Raw genomic sequence first — 18850 nt, 5'->3', positions numbered from 1 at the left:
GTTCGGCCGCGGCCTTATTCGTCAGCCTTGGTCTTCAGGACCTTGCGGCCACGGTAGAAGCCATTGGGGCTGATATGGTGGCGCAGGTGGGTTTCGCCGGTGTTGGGCTCGATGGCCGTTGCCGGGTTGACCAGAAAATCGTGCGAGCGGTGCATGCCGCGCTTGGACGGGGACTTCTTGTTTTGTTGAACAGCCATGATGACTCCTAGAAACGGGCCGCATTGTACGCGATCCGACCCGAGTTGATCTCAATCCTTGTGCTTCAGTTGCTCAAGCACCGCAAAAGGCGACGGACGCTTGACAGCGGGCTCTTGGGAAGCCTCGCCGGACTCGGCCTGCGCACCCGGACAGACATCATGCCGGGGCACATAGGGGACGCTCAGAATCAGCTCGTCCTCAACCTGGGCCAACAGGTCGAAATTGTGCGAACCCACCACCTTTTCAGGCAGGTCGTCCGCGAAATCTTCATCTTGCGTCTCGCTCAGGTCTTCGTCGAGGTCTTCCTCGGACTTGACCAGTTGCAGCGCCACCGTGTTGTCGACTGGGTAGACGAACGGCTGGTTGCAACGCTGGCACACCAGCATCGGCGCCGCCCGCACCCGCAACCGCAGAAGCGGCTGCCCGGATATCGGGTGGCCGGTGCGGCTGCTGCCCTGCCCCGTCCCGCCCTCGACCGCCCAGCGCGCCAGGCCCGCCTCGCCGCCAGGCTGCTCGGGCAGCCCCTCCATGAAGCGCGCAAGCCGCACCAGGGGAACCGAGCCCTCCAGCCGCTTGGCCTGCCGCGCAAACATGAACGCATCAATGTGGCTTTGTGCATTTTGCGCGTCCGTCCCGCTACCCATAGCCTCACCGTCAGGCGCGCCCTGCGTAGTGCTCATATCGAACTTCCTGCAAAAATGCCGCAAAACATTGGATAATACCGTGGCTTACTGAACATCGTCAAATAACGCATGCCCGCCATCCCTCCAAAGCTGATCCTCGCATCGAGCTCGCGCTATCGCCGCGAGTTGCTGTCCCGCCTGCGCCTGCCGTTTACCGCCATTTCGCCCGATGTGGACGAAACGCCACAGCCTGGCGAAGCGCCCGCCGACCTGGCGCTGCGCCTGTCGGTCGCCAAGGCGATGGCCGTGGCCGCCACCCACCCGGGCAGCGTGGTGATCGGCTCGGACCAGGTCGCCACCGTCGACGGCGACCCCATCGGCAAGCCGGGCGGGTTCGAGCGCGCCCGCGAACAATTGCGCCGGCTGTCCGGGCGCGCCGTGGAATTCCACAGCGCCATGGCCGTCACCGACGGCGTGCACACGGAAACGGCGGATATTGTCACGCTGTGCCGTTTCCGCACGTTGACCGATGCGGCCATCGACGCCTACCTGCGCGCCGAGGAACCCTACGATACCGCAGGCAGCGCCAAGGCCGAAAGCCTGGGCATCGCGCTGATGGACAGCATCCGGAGCGACGACCCCACCGCCATCATCGGCCTGCCGCTGATCGCGCTGACGCGCATGCTGGGCCGCTTCGGCCTGGATCCGCTGACGGGCCATCCGGCATGAGCGGCGCCCTGCACCTGATCCCGGTCGGCCTGGGCGATGCGCCGCCGGAGCGCTGGCTGCCGGCCGACGTGCGCGCGCTGGCGGGCCGGCTCGACACCTATATCGCCGAGAACGCCAAGACGGCGCGCGCCTTCCTGAAGCTGCTGGGCACCGTGCGGCCGCTGCAGGAAATCACCATCCACACCCTGACCGACGCCGTGCCGGCCGGCCAGATAGAACAATGGCTGGCGCCGCTGCGCGGCGGCGCCGAAATCGGCCTGGTGTCGGAGGCCGGCTGCCCCGCCGTGGCCGACCCCGGCGCGAAGGTGGTGGCGGCGGCCCATCGCCTGGGCCTGGCCGTGCGCCCCTGGGTCGGCCCCTCGTCCATCCTGCTGGGGCTGATGGCCAGCGGCCTGGACGGCCAGCGCTTCGCCTTCCACGGCTACGCGCCGGTCGACCCGGCCGAGCGCGCCCGGCAACTGCGCGCCTGGGAGCAGCACTCCGCCCGCCACGACCAGACCCAGATCCTGATCGAAACCCCCTACCGCAACGGCGCCATGTTCGCCACCCTGCTGGCGGCGCTGCGCCCCGACACCCGCCTGTGCATCGCGCGCGCGCTCACTACCGGGGACGAACTGGTGCAAACGCGCACCATCGCCGACTGGAAGAGGCAGCCGGCGCCCGAGCTGGACAAGAAGCCCACGCTGTTCCTGTTCCTGGCCCGCTGACATGTCCTGGATCACCCGCGCCGCGCCGATCGCCTGCCTGCTCGCCCTGGCCGGTTGCGCCGCGCGCGGCCCGGCCGGGCTGGACCTGGACACCTCGATCACGGCTGTCAGCCAGAGCAGCCGCGTGCGCGCCGTCGTGCTGCACTACACCAGCACGGGCAACGAGAATTCGCTGAAGATCCTCTCCGAGCGCAAGGTCAGCGCGCACTACCTGATTACCGACACGCCGCGCCCGCGCGTCTACCGCCTGGTGGACGAGACCCGCGCCGCCTGGCATGCCGGCATCAGCGCCTGGTACGGCCAATCGACCATGAACAGCACGTCGATCGGGATCGAGCTGGTCAACCCCGGCTGGACCAATAGCGAGGGAAACTGGACGCGCGGCGGCCATGGCGATACCGACAGCCGGCACTGGGCGCCCTACTCCGACGCGCAGATCGAAACCCTGATCGTGCTGTTGCGCGACATCGTGGCGCGGCACGGCATCGCGCCGGAGAACATCGTTGGCCACAGCGACATTGCCCCGCAGCGCAAGGTCGACCCCGGCCCCCTGTTTCCATGGCAGCGGCTGGCGCAGGCGGGCCTGGGCCGCTGGTACGACGAGGCCGGCGCGGCCGCCCACCTGGCCCGCCTGCAGGCCGAGGGCATACCGGACATTGCCTGGTTCCAGGGCCAATTGGCCCGCCTGGGATACGCCACGCCGCAATCCGGCGTGCTCGATACGGCCACCCGCAACGTGCTGGCCGCGTTCCAGATGCACTATCGGCCAGCGCGCCACGACGGCCAGCCCGACGCCGAGACCGCCGCCATCATGCTGGCGCTGCGCTAACGGGCGGCGCCGCGGCGCCGCCACCAGGCCGCCACCCGCCATCCCAGCAGCAGGGCCAGCACCGAGCCATAGAGCAGCGGCTGCTGCAGATCGTTCTTGCCGGCCTTGTGCCACCAGAAGTGCAGGATGGCCAGCAGGCCGATGGCATAGACCGCCCGGTGCAGGACCTGCCAGCGCTTGCCCAGCTTGCGCATGGCCCACTGGGTCGAGGTGGCCGCCAGCGCCGCCATCAGCACGAACGCGGCAAAACCCACGGTGATGAATGGCCGCTCGCCCACATCCTGCAGCATGGACACCGGATCCAGGCCGCGATCCCACCATACCCAGGCCAGGAAATGCAGGCTGCCGTAGAAAAACGCAAACAACCCGCACATGCGACGCAGCCGCACCAGCGCGGGCTGGCCGGTCAACCGCCGCAGCGGCGTGATCGCCAGGGTGACCAGCAGGCACACCAGCGTCCAGGTGCCGGAGGACCGGGTCAGGAATTCGACGGGGTTGGCGCTCAGGCCGTCGTTGGCCCCCAGCCAGAACCAGCGCGCGAAAGGCAGCAGGCCGGCAACGAACAGCAGCGGCTTGATGCGCCCGATCGCGCGGGCTGTCAGGGGGGCGGCCGGCACGGCCCGCGCGGCGGCGCTCGCCTTGATCGCGTCATCGGCCATGGGGACCTCAGTAGTTGGCCCGCAGGTCCAGGCCCTGGTAGAGGCTGGCGACCTGCTCGGCGTAGCCGTTGAACATCAGGGTTTTGCGCTTGGGGCTGAACAGGCCGTCTTCGCCGATGCGCCGCTCGGTTGCCTGGCTCCAGCGCGGATGCGGCACATCCGGATTGACATTGGCGTAGAAGCCGTACTCTTGCGGCGCGGCGTTCATCCAGGAGCTGACCGGCTGTTTTTCCACCAGCCGGATGGCCACCAGCGACTTGGCCGACTTGAAACCGTATTTCCAGGGCACGGCCAGGCGCACGGGCGCGCCGTTCTGGTTGGGCAAGACCTTGCCGTAGACGCCGAACACCAGCATCGTGAGCGGGTGCAGGGCTTCGTCCAGCCGCAGCGCCTCGACGTACGGCCAGTCGAGCACGCTGGAACGCACGCCCGGCATGGTGTCGCGCTGCACCGCGGTGACGAACTCGACATACTTGGCGTTGCCGGTGGGTTCGACCCGCTGCAGCAGCGTCGACAGCGAATAGCCCACCCACGGAATCACCATGGACCAGCCCTCGACGCAGCGCAATCGGTAGATGCGCTCTTCCATGGGCGCCAGCTTGAGCAGATCGTCGATGGCGTAGACGCCGGGCTTGCCGACCTCGCCTTCGATCGCGATTTCCCACGGCCGGGTACGCAACCGGCCCGCGTGGGCGGCCGGATCGCCCTTGTCGAGGCCGAATTCGTAGTAATTGTTGTAGGTGGTGACGTCCTTGAAGGACGTGGGCTTGTCCACCACCGCATAGCGGGAATTGGGCGCGCCCGGCAAGGCGGCATCCTGTGCGAAGGCCGCGCGCTGCGCCCAGCCGGGCAGGCCCAGCGCCGCGGCGGCCAGGCCGGCGCGCGCAATCCAGTCGCGCCGTCCCTGCCAGACCGTCTCGGGCGTGATCTGCGACGACGGGATATCAGAGGGCTTGCGTATCAGCATGGAGATCTCCGGTGTAGGCGGGCATGCCGCCCGCTCTTACCCAAATAGACGGTGGCGTGCGCCGCGCTATTCCGTCGCCGGGCGACGGCAGCGCGCGCATGGCGCCGATCCAGGTAAGACAGCGCACCGCGCCGGCCGTTCCCGCAGCCGGATCGCCTACACGCTCTCGATGCGGCCCGGCGAGCGCGCCAGCAGCCATTCGCGCAACACGGCCACGCTGTCGACCACCGCCTGCGGGGCACAGGCCTCCAGCTCCGCCAAGGTATGGGCGCCATAGGCGACACCCAGGCCGTGCACGCCGGCGTTGGCCGCCATCTGCAGGTCGTGCGAGGTATCCCCCACCATCACCACGGCGTCGGCCTCGTGCCCGAGCTCGTGCATGAGTTCCTGCAACATCGCCGGGTGGGGTTTGCTGAAGGTTTCATCGGCCGTGCGGGTGGCGTCGAACAGCGGCCCGAGCCCGGTGGCGGCCAGGGCCCGGTTCAGCCCGACGCGGCTCTTGCCGGTGGCGACCGCCAGGCGGACGTCCTGGCTGGCCAGGTCGGCCAGCAGTTCGCGCACGCCTTCGAACAGGCGCAGCTCCGGGTCGCGCAGCAGGTAGTGGGTCCGGTAGCGCTCGAGAAAACGCGGCACCATGGCCTGCGTCAATTCGGGCACGGCCCGGCGCAGCGCGCTTTCCAGCGACAGGCCGATCACCCAGCTGGCCGACGACGCCGACGGCACAGGCAGGTCCAGATCGCGGCAAGCCCCCTGTATGGCCGCCACGATACTGTGAGTGGAATCCATCAAGGTTCCATCCCAATCGAATACCACCAACGAATAACCCATGGTCAGGCCGTCTCCAGTTGTTTCAACAGCTTGAGGCAGGCGGGCGGCAGGTCCGCCGTCAAGCGCAAGGTTTCTCCCGTGAGGGGGTGAGGCAGCGTCAGCTGGTGTGCGTGCAGGAACATGCGTCCGAACCCGCGCCGCGCGAACGCGGCCCGGGTTTCATCCGTCCCGTATTTATCATCGCCGACGATGGGAAAGCCGCTGGACGCCAGATGCACGCGGATCTGGTGGGTGCGGCCGGTGCGCAGCTCGGCGTCGACCAGACTGTAACCGCCAAAACGCTTCCTGAGCGTGACAATGGTGTGGGCGGCCTGCCCCGCCTGGTCGACCCGTACGCGGCGCTCGCCGGACTGGGTGGTCCATTTGGTCAGCGCCAGGCGGATGTGCTGGCGGTCGTTGACCCAGTCGCCCTCCACCAGCGCCAGATAGTGCTTGTCGCCCTTGCCTTCGCGCAGCATGGCGTGCAGCGCCAGCAGGGCGCTGCGTTTCTTGGCGAGCATCAGCAGGCCGGAGGTCTCGCGGTCCAGGCGGTGCACCAGCTCCAGGAAGCGGGCCTGCGGACGGGCGGCCCGCAACTGCTCGATGACGCCGAAGGACACGCCGCTGCCGCCATGCACCGCCACGCCGGCCGGCTTGTCGATGACCAGCAGCGCATCGTCTTCGTACACGACGGGAAATTCCGCGCCGGGAACCGGCCTGGCCGCGCCCGGGTCGGGCAGGCGCAGCGGCGGTACCCGTACGACGTCCCCCTCGACGAGGCGGTATTCGGCCGAGATGCGTCCCTTGTTTACCCGCACTTCACCGCCGCGGATGGCCTTGTAGATATGGCTCTTGGGGACGCCCTTGCACAGCCTGAGCAGGAAATTATCGATGCGCTGGCCATCGTGCTCGGGGCCGATTGCCAGCATGCGGACAGCGGGTGGCGTGGTGCCAGGGGAAGTTTCTTTGCGCATTGCGGAAAGCGACATATAATCGGGACAGCCTTAAGGGGCTGAACAGCCGCCTGGCGTTGAGATGCAATATTCGTTAGCGTCTCCGTCGGACGCGCAGGCCGCATTGTACTGCCTGCTCGTTCAGCTCCGGGGTCTCTTGGTCGCCGGCGCAAGCGCGGCCTGTCGGACGGTGGTGTGGCACGATGCCCGCCTTCCTGGCAGCCCCCTTGCAAGCCGCAAGCGTCTCTGAAGCAACGCAAGAATCGTCGCAGATTTAAATAAAGCACCAGGTGCGTACGGGTACCCAATCCCGCCGCAACTGACGTTCACAGCACTCATCCGTCAACCACTCAGTGAAGCTGACCCTCCTGCTGCCCGAACCCCGTGCCCTACGGCACGACGTGCCCGCCTGACCCGCGGCGGATACGCCTGGGCGGCCGCCCAGGTACGGTCCGCATTCTCTTGCCCGCTTCAGTCCGCAGCCCGAGTGACCCGAGGTCACGCGCCGATATCGGCGCGTCATGACAACGGAGAACACCACTCATGAAGCGCATGCTGTTTAATGCGACGCACCAGGAAGAACTGCGCGTTGCAATCGTCGACGGTCAGAAACTGATCGATCTCGACATCGAGACTGCCGGTCGCGAACAACGCAAAGGCAACATCTACAAAGGCGTCATCACCCGCATCGAACCCGGCCTGGAAGCCTGCTTCGTCAACTACGGCGAAGACCGCCACGGCTTCCTGCCGTTCAAGGAAGTCGCGCGCAGTTTCTTCAAGGAAGGCGTGGACGTGCGCACCGCACGCATCCAGGACGCCCTGCGCGAAGGCCAGGAGCTGATCGTCCAGGTCGAGAAGGAAGAGCGCGGCAACAAGGGCGCCGCCCTGACCACGTTCATCTCGCTGGCCGGCCGCTACCTCGTCCTGATGCCGAACAACCCGCGCGGCGGCGGCGTATCGCGCCGCGTCGAAGGCGAGGACCGCCAGGAACTGCGCGACACCATGGAGCAGCTCGATGTCCCCCAGGGCATGAGCATCATCGCGCGCACCGCCGGCATCGGGCGCAACGTCGACGAACTCCAGTGGGACCTGTCCTATCTGCTGCAACTCTGGACCGCCATCGACGGCGCGGCGCGCGACAATGCCGCCCCGATCCTGATCTACCTCGAGTCCAGCCTCGTCATCCGCGCGATCCGCGACTATTTTTCGCCCGAGATCGGCGAAATCCTGATCGACACCGACGAAATCGCCGACCAGGCCACCGCCTTCATGAGCGTGGTCATGCCGGACAACGTCCAGCGCGTCAAACGCTACCGCGACGACATCCCGCTGTTCTCGCGCTTCCAGATCGAACACCAGATCGAAACCGCGTACTCGCGCACCGTGCAGCTGCCCTCGGGCGGCGCGGTGGTCATCGACCACACTGAAGCCCTGGTTGCCGTGGACGTGAACTCGGCCCGCTCCACGCGCGGCGCGGACATCGAGGAAACCGCGCTGCGCACGAACCTGGAAGCCGCCGAGGAAGTGGCCCGCCAGTTGCGCCTGCGCGACCTCGGCGGCCTGATCGTGATCGACTTCATCGACATGGAGGACAGCAAGAACCAGCGCGCCGTCGAACAGCGCCTGCGCGATGCCCTGCATTTCGACCGCGCCCGCGTCCAGATGGGCAAGATCTCGCGCTTCGGCCTGATGGAGCTGTCGCGCCAGCGGCTGCGTCCGGCGCTCAACGAAGGCTCGCACATCACTTGCCCGCGCTGCAACGGCACCGGCGTGATCCGCGACGCCGAGTCCAGCGCCCTGCACGTGCTGCGCCTGCTGCAGGAAGAAGCCATGAAGGAAAACACCGCGGCGGTGCACGCCCAGGTGCCGGTCGACGTGGCCACCTTCCTGCTGAACGAAAAGCGCGCCGACATCACCAAGATGGAAGCCCGCCTGAAGGTCAACCTGGTGCTGATTCCCAACAAGCACCTGGAGACGCCGCACCACCATATCGAACGCCTGCGCCACGACGATCCGCGCCTGGAAGAAACCAAGACCAGCTTCGAGCTGGCCGAGGCCCCGGCCACCGACCTCACCTGGCAGCCGCGCGAGCACGAGATCAAGGCGCGCCCCGAAGCGCTGGTCAAGGGCATCACGCCCGCGCAGCCAGCCCCGGTGTCCACGCCCGCCCCCGCCAAGGCGCCTGCCGCCGCGGCGGCCACCCAGGGCGGACTGGGCGGCTGGTTCAAGCGCCTGACCTCCTGGCTGGGCGGCAGCGCCGAACCGGCCAAGACCGAAACCAAGTCCGAAGACGAAAAGCGCGGCGCGAACCGTGCGCGGCGCGCCCACGACGGCCAGGACCGCCGCGGCGAACGCCACGGCTCGGACCGCAACCGCCATCGCCGCAATGAGCCCCGCGGCGACCACGCCGAGAGCGGCGACGCGCGTCATCACGTGCGCGGCGGACGACGCCAGGAAGAGCGCGGTGAACGCGGCGAGCGTGGCCAGAAGGAAGCCCGGACCGAACGCGAGCAGACCCAGCAACAGCAGGCAGCCGGCCAGCCGCGCCAGGAACGCCCCTCGACCGCCGAGACCGGCGAAGAAGGCGGCCGTGGCCGTGGTCGTCGCGGCCGCGGACGTGGCCGTCGCGAGGAAGGCCAGACCGACACGCCCATGACCGAGCAGGAAAACATGGTGGCGGCACTGGCCGAAACCGTGGCTGCCGCCCTGCCCGAAAAGCGCCAGGCGGCGCCCGCGCCGGCGGCCGCCGCTGCCGCGACCCTGACGGTGGCCGAAGCCGCCAGCAGCAATGAGCTGGCTCCCGTGGCCGAGGATGCCGACGGCATCGACGGTATCGACGCCAATGTCGACGCCGGCGCCGAAACGGGTAGCGATCCCGAGCGCAAGCGTCGCCGTCGTCGCAGCCGCCGTGGCCGCCGCAGCCAGGAAGACGGCAGCACGGTCAATGCCGAAGGCGTCGAAGGCGCCGACGACGAGCAGGTCGACGCGCCGGCGGGCGTAGCGGACATCGAGACGCCTGCCCGGCCGGCCGAGTCCGAGACCGTGGCCGCCCCCGTGGCAGTCAGCGTGGCCGCCGACGAGCCCGCCGCCACGATCGAGACCGCCGCCGCCGAGCCTGCCGCGCCGCAAGCTACCGAGGCGCCCCGGGCCGAACCCGTGGTTGCAGCCGCCGACACCGCCCCGCAAGCGGTCCAGCCCGTGCAAGCGGAACTGACGCCGGTCGAAACGCCGCAGGCGCAAGCCCAGCCGGCTGAGCCGGCAGCGGCCGCCCCGGTGGAAACGGCTCCGGTCGAAACGGCCCCGGTCGAAACGGCTCCGGCGGCAACCACCCCGGTCGAGCCTGCCGAGCAGGCCGCGGCCCCGGTCGAAGCCGAAGCGCCCGTCGCTCAGCCCGAAAAGACGCCCGAGCCCGCCGCCGTCCGTCCCGCCGAAGCCATCGTGATGCCCGCGCAAGCGGCCGCACCGGCAACCGGCGCGCTGCACGACGTCCTCGACGCCGCCGGCCTGACCTGGGTCGAAACCGATCCGGAACGTCACGCGCAAACCCAGATGCGCATCGCCGCGGCCGCCGCGCCGGTGCGCCTGGGCCGCGAGCGCAAGCCGGTGGCTTCGGTTTCCAACGAACCGTTGGTGCAAGTCGAAACGCGTCACTGACGCACAAAGCGGGTTGCGGCAGCGCCGCAACCCGCTTTTTCCTGCTGTGCCCCACCCGCGCGCAATGCGCGGCGCTCAGAGCCCCAGGAACTTGAACGGCGCGGCCTGCTCGAAATGCGCGTTGGCCTGGCCGGAATAGATATGGGCCTGATCGGGGCCAAGATCCAGCTTCATCACCTTCCCGCTTTCCGCCGAGAAATCCAGCGCGCCCAGATCGATCCAGAAGATATTGGGGGTCAGCGCCGACTCGAAGAAGTAGCGCTTGCGCTTGTGGTCGGCGACCGTGCGCCAACGCGTCGATGAAATATTGGGCTGGTCGGGCGTGGTAATGCCATACGGCACGGAAACGTTGCGGATCACGCTGAATACGCTGGCTATCGCCTCGACCGGATCCTCGCTCTTGGGAATCGCGTTCACGTAGAAATACGCGCGCGCGTAACGGTCCGATGCCCGGTTCGTGCCGGGCAGCATCACGGTGCCGCCGATCTGCTTCCAGTATTCGTTCAGCGCCAGCTGCTTGTCGAAGGTCGGCGAGTTGGTCATCACCTGGTAGGCACGGTTGTGGTGGATGACCTGCTTGCCGTCGATATATTCGATGATGGCGCTGTCGCCGCTGGCGTCCGACAAGGACAGATGCAAGGTGGCCGGCCGCTGCTCGCCGGGCACATTGTCCGTGACGACGGTGAACGGCTCGCTCGCCAGCGTATCGACGGCTTCGCGCACGCTCGCGAAGTTGTCCAGCACATATTGCGCCCAGGCGGCCAGGGTCAGCCCGGGTGTCTTGCCATCGTATTCGGGGTACGAGGACTCGGCCAGCCACAGCACGTTGGCGACCAGCCCGGCCTCGTTCATGCCGTCGGTGGTCGAAATATCGTAGCCCGATGCGATGACGCTGCCATGCTTCGACGTCCACTGGATCGAATTCGGTCCGGCCTGCCCCGAGCGCTTCATGCCGCGCGGAAAGACCCACAAGTTGGTCCCGACATCCACTTTCCAGTCCATCGAACGGGCGGTGATCACCTCGTCGTTGGCGCCATGGTAGACAAAGCGCGTGCATGCCGAGGCCGCTGGCGTAGCCAGCAGGCTGGCGCATAGAAACAAGGCGGCACCGATCGTGCCAGGCCTGGATCGCCGGAAAATCATGAAACTTCTCCTCGGGTGCCTGTCCCCGCAGGGGGACTGGCACCCGCCAATTCCTCAGGTGCCTGTCCCCGCAGGAAAACTGGCACCCACCAATTCCTCAGTGCCTGTCCCCGCCGGGACAGGCACCCCGCCATACGCCATGTACGCTAGCCTGCCAAAACGGTATCTGTCCCCGCATGGGGACAGGCATCCGGCACTGCCGCGCCGTGCGCCTCGATACTACCCGATGGGTTCAGAAAAAAACCCGCCAGTGCGCCGGCGGGTTTGCAATGATTTGCCGCCCCATCGGCGGCCTTGCTCAGAACTGGTACGTATAGGTCAGCTGCACGATATCGAGGCCGGGGTTCGGTTCCTTGATGCCGGCGTTGGAGAAGTGCGAATAGCGCAGGCCGATGCGGTTGCTGGGCGTCAGCAGGAAGCCCAGCCCGATATGGTCGCCAAACTGGAAGGCCGAACCGATGCGCTTGTCGGCGAAGCTGGTGCTGCTGAAAACCGTGGCGCCGATGCCGGCCTCGATGTAGAAGCGCTCGCCGGTCCACCAGCGGAACATCGGAATGGCGCTGGCCTGCCACACGTGGCCGGGCGAGCGCGAGCCGTCGGCCCACCAGTACGACGCGCCCAGTTCGGGGGTCAGGTCCAGGCGGCCCCAATTGCCGCCGAACTGGTGGCTCCAGAGCGTGGGGGTTTCGTAGTTCAGCGTGACGCGCTGATAGTGGTCGCCAATACCGTAATGCAGGCTGACCCCGCCCTGAGTGGGCTGCGCCTGGGCGGTGGCACATGCCAGAGCCAGTGTAACGATGCCGAACAGGGGCTTGTTTTTCTTGAGAAATTGCATGAACGCTCCACAAAATCTGCGAATTCGATACGCGCTAAACCTTAGCAGAAAATGTCCGCGGCCAGCACGGACATCTGTCTTAATCTGGCAACACTGCGTCCCGGAATTCGACATCGCGCGGTACAGTGCCGCCGCATTCCTCGCATGCATGGAAAAATGACAACGCCCGGCCTGGGCCGGGCATTCGCAGGCACTGCCGGCGGGCAGCCTCAGGCGGCAGCCACGATGTCGGCCGACTCGTTGCCAAGCAAGGCCAGCAGGCGGGCGATTTCCTCGCGCAACTGGCGCCGGTCCACCACCATGTCGATGGCGCCCGTCTTCAGCAGGAACTCGGCGCGCTGGAAGCCTTCGGGCAGCTTCTCGCGCACGGTCTGTTCGATCACCCGCGGGCCGGCGAAACCGATCAGCGCCTTGGGTTCGGCAATCACCACATCGCCCACGAAGGCAAAGCTGGCCGACACGCCGCCCATGGTGGGATCGGTCAGCACGCTGATGAACGGCAGCCCCGCGGCCGACAGGCGCGTCAGCATGGCGTTGGTCTTGGCCATCTGCATCAGCGACAGCAGGCTTTCCTGCATGCGCGCGCCGCCCGAGGCGGCCACACAGATGAACGGCGTCTTGTTCTCCAGCGCGGCCTGCACGCCACGCACGAAGCGCTCGCCCACCACCGAGCCCATGGAACCGCCCATGAACTCGAATTCGAAGCAGGCCAGCACCGCCGACACGCCGCGGATCGAACCGCTCATGACGACCAGCGCATCGGTCTCGCCCGTCTGCTTCATGGCTTCCTGGACGCGTTCGGGATACTTGCGCGAGTCCTTGAACTTCAGGGTATCGACCGAGCGGGTGGTCTGGCCGATCTCGACCCGGCCCTCGATATCGAGCAGGGAGTCGATACGCGCGCGCGCACCGATGCGCATGTGATGGTCGCATTTCGGGCACACATGCAGATTGGCGGCGAGGTCTTCGCTGTACAGCACCGATTCGCACGAGGGACATTTGACCCACAGCCCTTCCGGCACGCGACGCGCGCCGCTGTCGCTGTTCTTGTTGATGCGCGGGGGCAGGAGTTTCTCGATCCAGCTCATAGGTTGGTATCCCGTAGGTGACTTGCTTGCGCGGGCTCAGGCCGGCGCGTTTTCTCGTTTGACGTCATCCAGCGCCAGCCGGATGGTGTGCAGCCATTGCTGCGCCGCCGCGATGGCAGCCTCGTTTTTCTGGTCCGCGCCGGCCTGGGCGCCGGCCTGCTCCATGGTCTCGATCAGCTTGCTGCCGATGACCACGGCGTCGGCGTGCGCGGCGATGCGCTGCGCGCTGGCCGCGTCGCGGATGCCGAAGCCCACGCCCACCGGAATGTGCACGTGGCGGCGAATCAGCGCCAGCTTGCGCGCGACGTCGTCCGTATCCAGGCTGCCCGCGCCCGTGACGCCCTTGAGCGACACATAATAGACGTAGCCGCGCGCCACGCGGCCGATCGCCTCGATGCGGGCCTCGGTGGAGGTGGGCGCCAGCAGGAAGATCGGCGCCACGCCGGCTTCGGCCAGCATGGCCGCGAACTCGTCGACCTCTTCGGGCGGATAGTCGACCACCAGCACGCCGTCGACGCCGGCCGCCTGCGCGGCCTGCGCAAACGCCCGCTGGCCCATGCGTTCGATCGGATTGGCATAGCCCATCAGCACTACCGGCGTGACGCTGTCGTCCCGGCGGAAGTCGGCCACCAGCTCCAGCACGCGGCGCAGCCCGACGCCCTGGGCGATGGCGCGCTCGGCGGCGCGTTGCACCACCGGACCGTCGGCCATGGGGTCGGAGAACGGCACGCCCAGCTCGACCAGGTCGGCGCCGGCGCGCACCAGCGCGTGCATCAGCGGTACCGTCGCCTGCGGCGACGGGTCGCCGGCGGCGATGTAGGGGATCAGGGCCGCCGCGCGGCCGGCCTCGGAAACCCGCGCAAACGCGGCGGCAATTCGGTCAGTGGTAGTCATAGGTCAGAGCTGAAGGCCCGCGCGCTCGGCCACGGTGTGCATGTCTTTGTCGCCCCGGCCGGACAGATTGACCAGGATGACCTTGTCCTTGGAAAGCGCGGGCGCCATTTTCACGGCCTGCGCAATGGCGTGCGCGGACTCCAGCGCCGGCATGATGCCCTCGATGCGGCAGCAATCGTGGAACGCCGCCAGCGCCTCGTCGTCGGTGATGCCCGCGTACTCGGCGCGGCCGCTGTCCTTGAGCCACGCATGCTCCGGCCCCACGCCGGGATAATCCAGCCCGGCCGACACCGAATGGGTTTCCTGCACCTGGCCGTCGGCATTCTGCATGACATAGGTACGGTTGCCGTGCAGCACGCCGATCTGGCCCGCCGCCAGCGAGGCCGCATGGCGGCCGGTTTCCATGCCCTCGCCCGCCGCCTCGACGCCGATCAGGCGCACGTTCTCGTACGGGATATAGGGATGGAAAATGCCCATGGCGTTGGAGCCGCCGCCCACCGCCGCGACCACATAGTCGGGCTGGCGGCCGATGACTTCGGGCATCTGGGTCAGGCACTCCTGGCCGATGACGGTCTGGAAGTCGCGCACCATGCGCGGGTAGGGGTCGGGCCCGGCCACCGTGCCGATGATGTAGAACGTATTCTCGATGTTGGTGACCCAGTCGCGCATGGCTTCGTTCAGCGCGTCCTTCAGGGTGCGCGAGCCCGAGTCCACCGGCACCACCGTGGCGCCCAGCAGCTTCATGCGATAGACGTTGGAGGCCTGGCGACGCACGTCCTCGCTGCCCATGAACACCACGCATTCCATGCCATAGCGGGCCGCTACCGTGGCCGTGGCCACGCCGTGCTGGCCGGCGCCGGTCTCGGCGATGACGCGCGGCTTGCCCATGCGCCGCGCCAGCAGCGCCTGGCCGATGCAATTGTTGACCTTGTGCGCGCCCGTATGGTTGAGGTCTTCGCGCTTGAACCAGATCTGCGCGCCGCCCAGGCGCTGCGACCAGCGGCTGGCGTGGTAGACCGGGCTGGGCCGGCCGACGAAATGCTTGAGCTCGTAATTGAACTCGTCGATGAAGCTGGGATCGACGCGGCACTGGTCATAGGCCGCGCGCAGCTCGTCCAAGGCGTGCATCAGCGTTTCCGCCACAAACACACCGCCATAGGGGCCGAAATGGCCCCGGGCATCCGGAAGGTCGTAAGGTTTCACCAGGAATCTCCCCGGGGTGCCGCCGCGCCAGGCGCGGCGGACCGGTTTCGCAACCCGTCATTTTACCCGAGAGGCGCGCCCCCGGCCGGGGATGCCTCCCCGGACGTCGCTAGAGCGACTGTCCGAGCCGCCGCAGGAAGGCCTCGCAGGCGGCCAGCTGGTCCAGCGCCACGTATTCATCGGGCTTGTGGGCCTGTTCGATATGGCCCGGCCCGCACACCACGGTAGGGATGCCGATGCCCTGGAACAGGCCGGCCTCGGTCCCGTAGGCCACCTTGCGGGTGACCCGGTCCGCGGTCAGGGAGCGCACCAGTTGCGTGATGGCCGCCTGCTCGGACGCCTCCAGGCCGGGCGCCGCGGCGCCGGTTTCGATGTCGATGCGGGCTTGCGTGTATTCGGCGCGCATGCGCGGCAGCAACTCGTCGCGCACGTAGCGCTCGACCTCGGCCTGGATGGCGTCGGCCGGCATGCCCGGCAGGTTGCGGAACTCGTACGAGAACTCGCACAGCTCGGGGATGGTGTTGACCGCGATCCCGCCGTGGATCTGGTTGGTGGTCATGGTCGAGAACGGCACATCGTAGAACTCGTCATACGGGCCGTTGGCCTTGTAGGCGTCGGCCAGGTCGCGGATGCGGCAGATCAGCCGCGCCGCGTATTCGATGGCGTTGCAGCCGCGCGGCGTCAGCGACGAATGCGCCGCCTTGCCATGGACCCGGCAGCGAAACAGGTTGATGCCCTTGTGCGCCACCACCACCTGCATGCCGGTGGGCTCGCCGACCACGCAGCCCTCCGGCTGGATGCCGCGTTCGCGCAGGTCGGCCAGCATGACGGGCGCGCCGGCACAGCCGACCTCCTCGTCATACGAAAACGCCAGATGGATGGGTTTCTTGCGGGGCATCTCCAGGAACGCCGGCACCAGGGCCAGCGACGCGGCGATGAAGCCCTTCATGTCGCACGCGCCTCGCCCGTACAACCGCCCCTCCTGTTCGCGCAAGGCGAACGGGTCGGCGGACCAGTCCTGGCCATCGACCGGCACGACATCGGTATGGCCGGACAGCACGATGCCGCCCTGCTCTGCGCCATCGCTGGCTGGCAGCGTGGCGAACAGATTGGCCTTGGTGCGCTCGGGGTTGTGCGCCAGCCAGGCCTGCACGCCCTGCCGGCCGAGCCAGTCCCGCACGGTTTCGATCAACGCCAGGTTGGAATTGCGGCTGGTGGTGTCGATAGCCACCAGCGTCTCGAGCCAGGTGCGAGTGTCCATGGAATTCCCCGGAACGTGCAAAAGACCTAGTGTAGGGCACGCGGCCGCCCCCGGCGCGCCGTCGTGCGGCAGCCTTTCAGCGGCGCGCCGCCGAGGTGACCCCGGCCACCTCGCCCAGGGCATCGAGCGCCTTGTGCAGCGACTCGCCGCCGCGCACTTCCACCGTGAACACCATGTGCGCCAGCGACTGGCGGCTCTGGGTGTTCACGCCGACCACGTTGAGCCGCTGGCGCGCGAACACTTCCGAGAGGTCGCGCAGCAGGCCCGGGCGATCCTGGGCGCGCACGCTGATATCGACCGGGTAGAACGAATCGCTGGTCTTGCCCCAGGCGACCTCGATGACCCGCTCCGGCTCGCGCTCGGCCAGCGCCTTGTAACTCGGGCAATCGGCGCGATGGATCGAGACCCCGCGCCCGCGCGTCACGAAACCGGCGATCTCGTCCGGCGGCGCGGGCCGGCAGCAGCGGGCCAGCTGGGTCAGCAAGGACCCCACGCCCACCACCAGCACGCCGCTCTTGCCGCTTTTCTCGGCGCTGTCGGCGCTGCGCGCGTGCGCAAGCGCGGCCGGCTCGGGTTCGGCCACGGGCGCCGGCTGCTGGAACACCGCGTCGATCTGGCGCAGGCTGAACTCGTCCTTGGCGGCGGCGACGTACAGGTCGTCGGCGCGCGCGAAGCCCAGTCCCTGGGCCAATTGCTCCAGGTTGACCGCCGTCTTGCCCAGCCGCTGCAGCTCCTTCTCGACCAGCGCCTGCCCCTGGGTGATGCGCTGCTGCAGCTCGATGGCGTTGAACCACATGCGCACCTTGGCCCGCGCGCGCGGACTGGCCAGATAGCCCAGCTGGGTATTGAGCCAGTCGCGCGACGGGCCGCCCGACTTGGCCGCGATGACTTCGACGGTCTGGCCGGTGGCCAGGCGGGTGTTCAGCGGCACCATCTGGCCGTCCACCCGCGCCCCGCGGCACCGGTGCCCCAGGTCGGTATGCAGGTGGTAGGCGAAATCGACCGGCGTGGCGCCGGCCGGCAATTCGATCACCCGGGCCTGCGGCGTGAGCACATAGATGCGCTGGTCGGCGCGGCGCGCGGCCTCGCCCTCGTCCTCGACGTCGCTGTTCCAGGCCAGCAGCTGGCGCATCCAGGACAGCTGGCGATCGTATTCGCTGGAGGCGGCCACCTGGCCGCCGCGCGCGCCGGCCTCCTTGTAGCGCCAGTGCGCCGCCATCCCGTACTCGGCGAACTGGTGCATCTCGCGGGTACGGATCTGCACCTCGAAAGCGCGTCCCTGGGCGTCGGTCACCACCGTGTGCAGCGAACGATAGCCATTGGGCTTGGGGCGCGAGATGTAGTCGTCGAACTCCTCGGGCAGCGGCGTCCACATCTCGTGCACCAGCCCCAGCGCCGTATAGCAGGCGCGCACGTCGTCGACGATGATGCGCAGCGCCCGCAGATCGTACATCTGGCTGAAATCCAGCCCTTTCAGGCGCATCTTGTTCCAGATGCTGTAGATGTGCTTGGGCCGCCCGCTTACCTCGGCGACCACGCCGGCCCGCGCCAGCGCCTCCTGCATGCGGGCGATGGCCTCGGCGATGAAGGCTTCGCGCTCGACCCGCTTTTCCTCCAGCAGGTGCGCAATCTGCTTGTAGCGCTCGGGCTCGAGGAAGCGGAACGCCAGGTCTTCCATTTCCCACTTGAGCTGCCAGATGCCCAGGCGGTTGGCCAGCGGGGTATACAGGTCCAGCGTCTCGCGCGCGAAACCGGCCGCGCACGGCGTCCTGGTCTCGGCATGCCAGCGCAGGCTCTGCAGCCGCGACGCCAGCCGCATCAGCACGATGCGCAGGTCGGCCGCCATGGCCAGCAGCATCTTGCGCTGCATCTCCTTCTGGGAACCGCTTTCGGCCTCGCTGTCGCTGGCATGGCGCGCCACGATGCCCAGCCGCAGCAGGGCGCGCGCGCCCTGCACCAGCCGCGCCACCTCGACGCCGAACTCGCTGGCCACCGGGTCGTTGCGCAGGGTCGGCGCGGGGGCGTTCAGGTCCGCCGGCAGCGAGGCCAGCACCGCGGCCACGCGGGTGGCCTGGTCGGTATGCAGGCTGGCCAGGATGCGCACCGCGCCGGCGGCATGGCTGGCCAGCGGCTCGCCGGTCAGCGCCTTCTGCGCCTCGAAGCGCGGCCAGGCCCAGGCCGCCGCGTGCGCCAATTGCCGCTGGCCGGCATCGTCCAGCCCGGCGGCGGCCAACTGGCGCCAGGCATCGTCGAACGGCGTAGGCGTATCTGGAGCGGACGTGGCGGACATTGCGAACGGG

General features: G+C 68.1%; 17 protein-coding genes. 4 read left to right on the top strand and 13 right to left on the bottom strand.

Annotated features, from left to right (window positions below; translation table 11 throughout):
• Positions 1-14: 14 nt before the first annotated feature.
• The gene (gene rpmF, locus EL288_RS06275; protein ID WP_003813827.1) at positions 15-197 is read right to left on the bottom strand and encodes a 50S ribosomal protein L32; all 183 of its coding nucleotides are present in this window, start codon (positions 195-197) and stop codon (positions 15-17) included.
• Positions 198-248: 51 nt separating this feature from the next.
• Positions 249-842 carry a YceD family protein gene (locus EL288_RS06270; RefSeq protein WP_003813829.1) on the bottom strand — a complete coding sequence of 198 codons (594 nt, stop codon included), beginning with the start codon at positions 840-842 and terminating at the stop codon, positions 249-251.
• A 108-nt stretch (positions 843-950) separates the two neighbouring features.
• Between EL288_RS06270 and EL288_RS06265 the strand changes: the two genes are divergently transcribed.
• From EL288_RS06265 to EL288_RS06255, 3 genes are read left to right on the top strand one after another with little or no spacing between them, the layout of a single operon-like run.
• Entirely contained in the window at positions 951-1550 is a 600-nt protein-coding gene (locus EL288_RS06265; RefSeq protein ID WP_003813831.1) for a Maf family nucleotide pyrophosphatase, read from the top strand.
• A complete protein-coding gene (locus EL288_RS06260; protein WP_003821344.1) occupies positions 1547-2257 on the top strand; it encodes an SAM-dependent methyltransferase in 711 nt (236 codons plus the stop codon). Before EL288_RS06265 ends, EL288_RS06260 begins: the two co-directional genes overlap by 4 nt.
• A 1-nt stretch (position 2258) precedes the next feature.
• A complete protein-coding gene (locus EL288_RS06255; RefSeq protein WP_033459644.1) occupies positions 2259-3086 on the top strand; it encodes an N-acetylmuramoyl-L-alanine amidase in 828 nt (275 codons plus the stop codon).
• Here EL288_RS06255 and msrQ read toward each other — a convergent pair.
• The 4 genes from msrQ to EL288_RS06235 all read right to left on the bottom strand — a co-directional run bounded on the left by msrQ (position 3083) and on the right by EL288_RS06235 (position 6508).
• Positions 3083-3745 carry a protein-methionine-sulfoxide reductase heme-binding subunit MsrQ gene (msrQ, locus tag EL288_RS06250; protein WP_010926950.1) on the bottom strand — a complete coding sequence of 221 codons (663 nt, stop codon included), beginning with the start codon at positions 3743-3745 and terminating at the stop codon, positions 3083-3085. The genes EL288_RS06255 and msrQ overlap by 4 nt on opposite strands.
• Before the next feature lie 7 nt (positions 3746-3752).
• Entirely contained in the window at positions 3753-4712 is a 960-nt protein-coding gene (gene msrP / locus EL288_RS06245; RefSeq protein WP_003813837.1) for a protein-methionine-sulfoxide reductase catalytic subunit MsrP, read from the bottom strand.
• 156 nt (positions 4713-4868) lie between these two features.
• Positions 4869-5540 (bottom strand): HAD family hydrolase, encoded by a 672-nt coding sequence (locus tag EL288_RS06240; protein WP_003813838.1) that lies wholly within the window; start codon positions 5538-5540, stop codon positions 4869-4871.
• A gap of 2 nt (positions 5541-5542) precedes the next feature.
• A complete protein-coding gene (locus EL288_RS06235) occupies positions 5543-6508 on the bottom strand; it encodes an RluA family pseudouridine synthase (protein WP_003813839.1) in 966 nt (321 codons plus the stop codon).
• A 507-nt stretch (positions 6509-7015) separates the two neighbouring features.
• Here EL288_RS06235 and EL288_RS06230 point away from each other — a divergent pair.
• Positions 7016-10126, top strand: coding sequence for a ribonuclease E/G (locus EL288_RS06230; protein ID WP_033459643.1), 3111 nt, complete (start codon positions 7016-7018; stop codon positions 10124-10126).
• A 75-nt stretch (positions 10127-10201) separates the two neighbouring features.
• On the opposite strand, the gene EL288_RS06225 is transcribed toward EL288_RS06230, so the two are convergent.
• The 7 genes from EL288_RS06225 to EL288_RS06195 all read right to left on the bottom strand — a co-directional run bounded on the left by EL288_RS06225 (position 10202) and on the right by EL288_RS06195 (position 18840).
• Positions 10202-11269: a linear amide C-N hydrolase gene (locus EL288_RS06225; RefSeq protein ID WP_010929006.1), complete on the bottom strand. Its 1068-nt coding sequence runs from the start codon at positions 11267-11269 to the stop codon at positions 10202-10204.
• Positions 11270-11567: 298 nt separating this feature from the next.
• The gene (locus tag EL288_RS06220) at positions 11568-12104 is read right to left on the bottom strand and encodes an acyloxyacyl hydrolase (RefSeq protein WP_003813842.1); all 537 of its coding nucleotides are present in this window, start codon (positions 12102-12104) and stop codon (positions 11568-11570) included.
• Positions 12105-12313: 209 nt separating this feature from the next.
• On the bottom strand, positions 12314-13192 hold the full coding sequence (gene accD / locus EL288_RS06215; protein ID WP_003813843.1) for an acetyl-CoA carboxylase, carboxyltransferase subunit beta: 879 nt from the start codon (positions 13190-13192) through the stop codon (positions 12314-12316).
• 36 nt (positions 13193-13228) lie between these two features.
• Entirely contained in the window at positions 13229-14086 is an 858-nt protein-coding gene (gene trpA / locus EL288_RS06210) for a tryptophan synthase subunit alpha (RefSeq protein ID WP_003813844.1), read from the bottom strand.
• A gap of 3 nt (positions 14087-14089) precedes the next feature.
• Positions 14090-15289, bottom strand: coding sequence for a tryptophan synthase subunit beta (gene trpB, locus EL288_RS06205; protein ID WP_003813845.1), 1200 nt, complete (start codon positions 15287-15289; stop codon positions 14090-14092).
• 109 nt (positions 15290-15398) lie between these two features.
• Complete coding sequence (argE, locus tag EL288_RS06200) at positions 15399-16550, bottom strand: acetylornithine deacetylase (RefSeq protein ID WP_003813846.1); 1152 nt, start codon at positions 16548-16550, stop codon at positions 15399-15401.
• A gap of 76 nt (positions 16551-16626) precedes the next feature.
• Entirely contained in the window at positions 16627-18840 is a 2214-nt protein-coding gene (locus EL288_RS06195) for a RelA/SpoT family protein (RefSeq protein WP_003813847.1), read from the bottom strand.
• Positions 18841-18850: the final 10 nt, after the last annotated feature.

It is taken from the genome of Bordetella bronchiseptica, assembly GCF_900636925.1.
GTDB classification, from domain to species: Bacteria; Pseudomonadota; Gammaproteobacteria; order Burkholderiales; family Burkholderiaceae_B; genus Bordetella; species Bordetella pertussis.
This window is presented reverse-complemented; position numbering and strand designations above follow the sequence as displayed.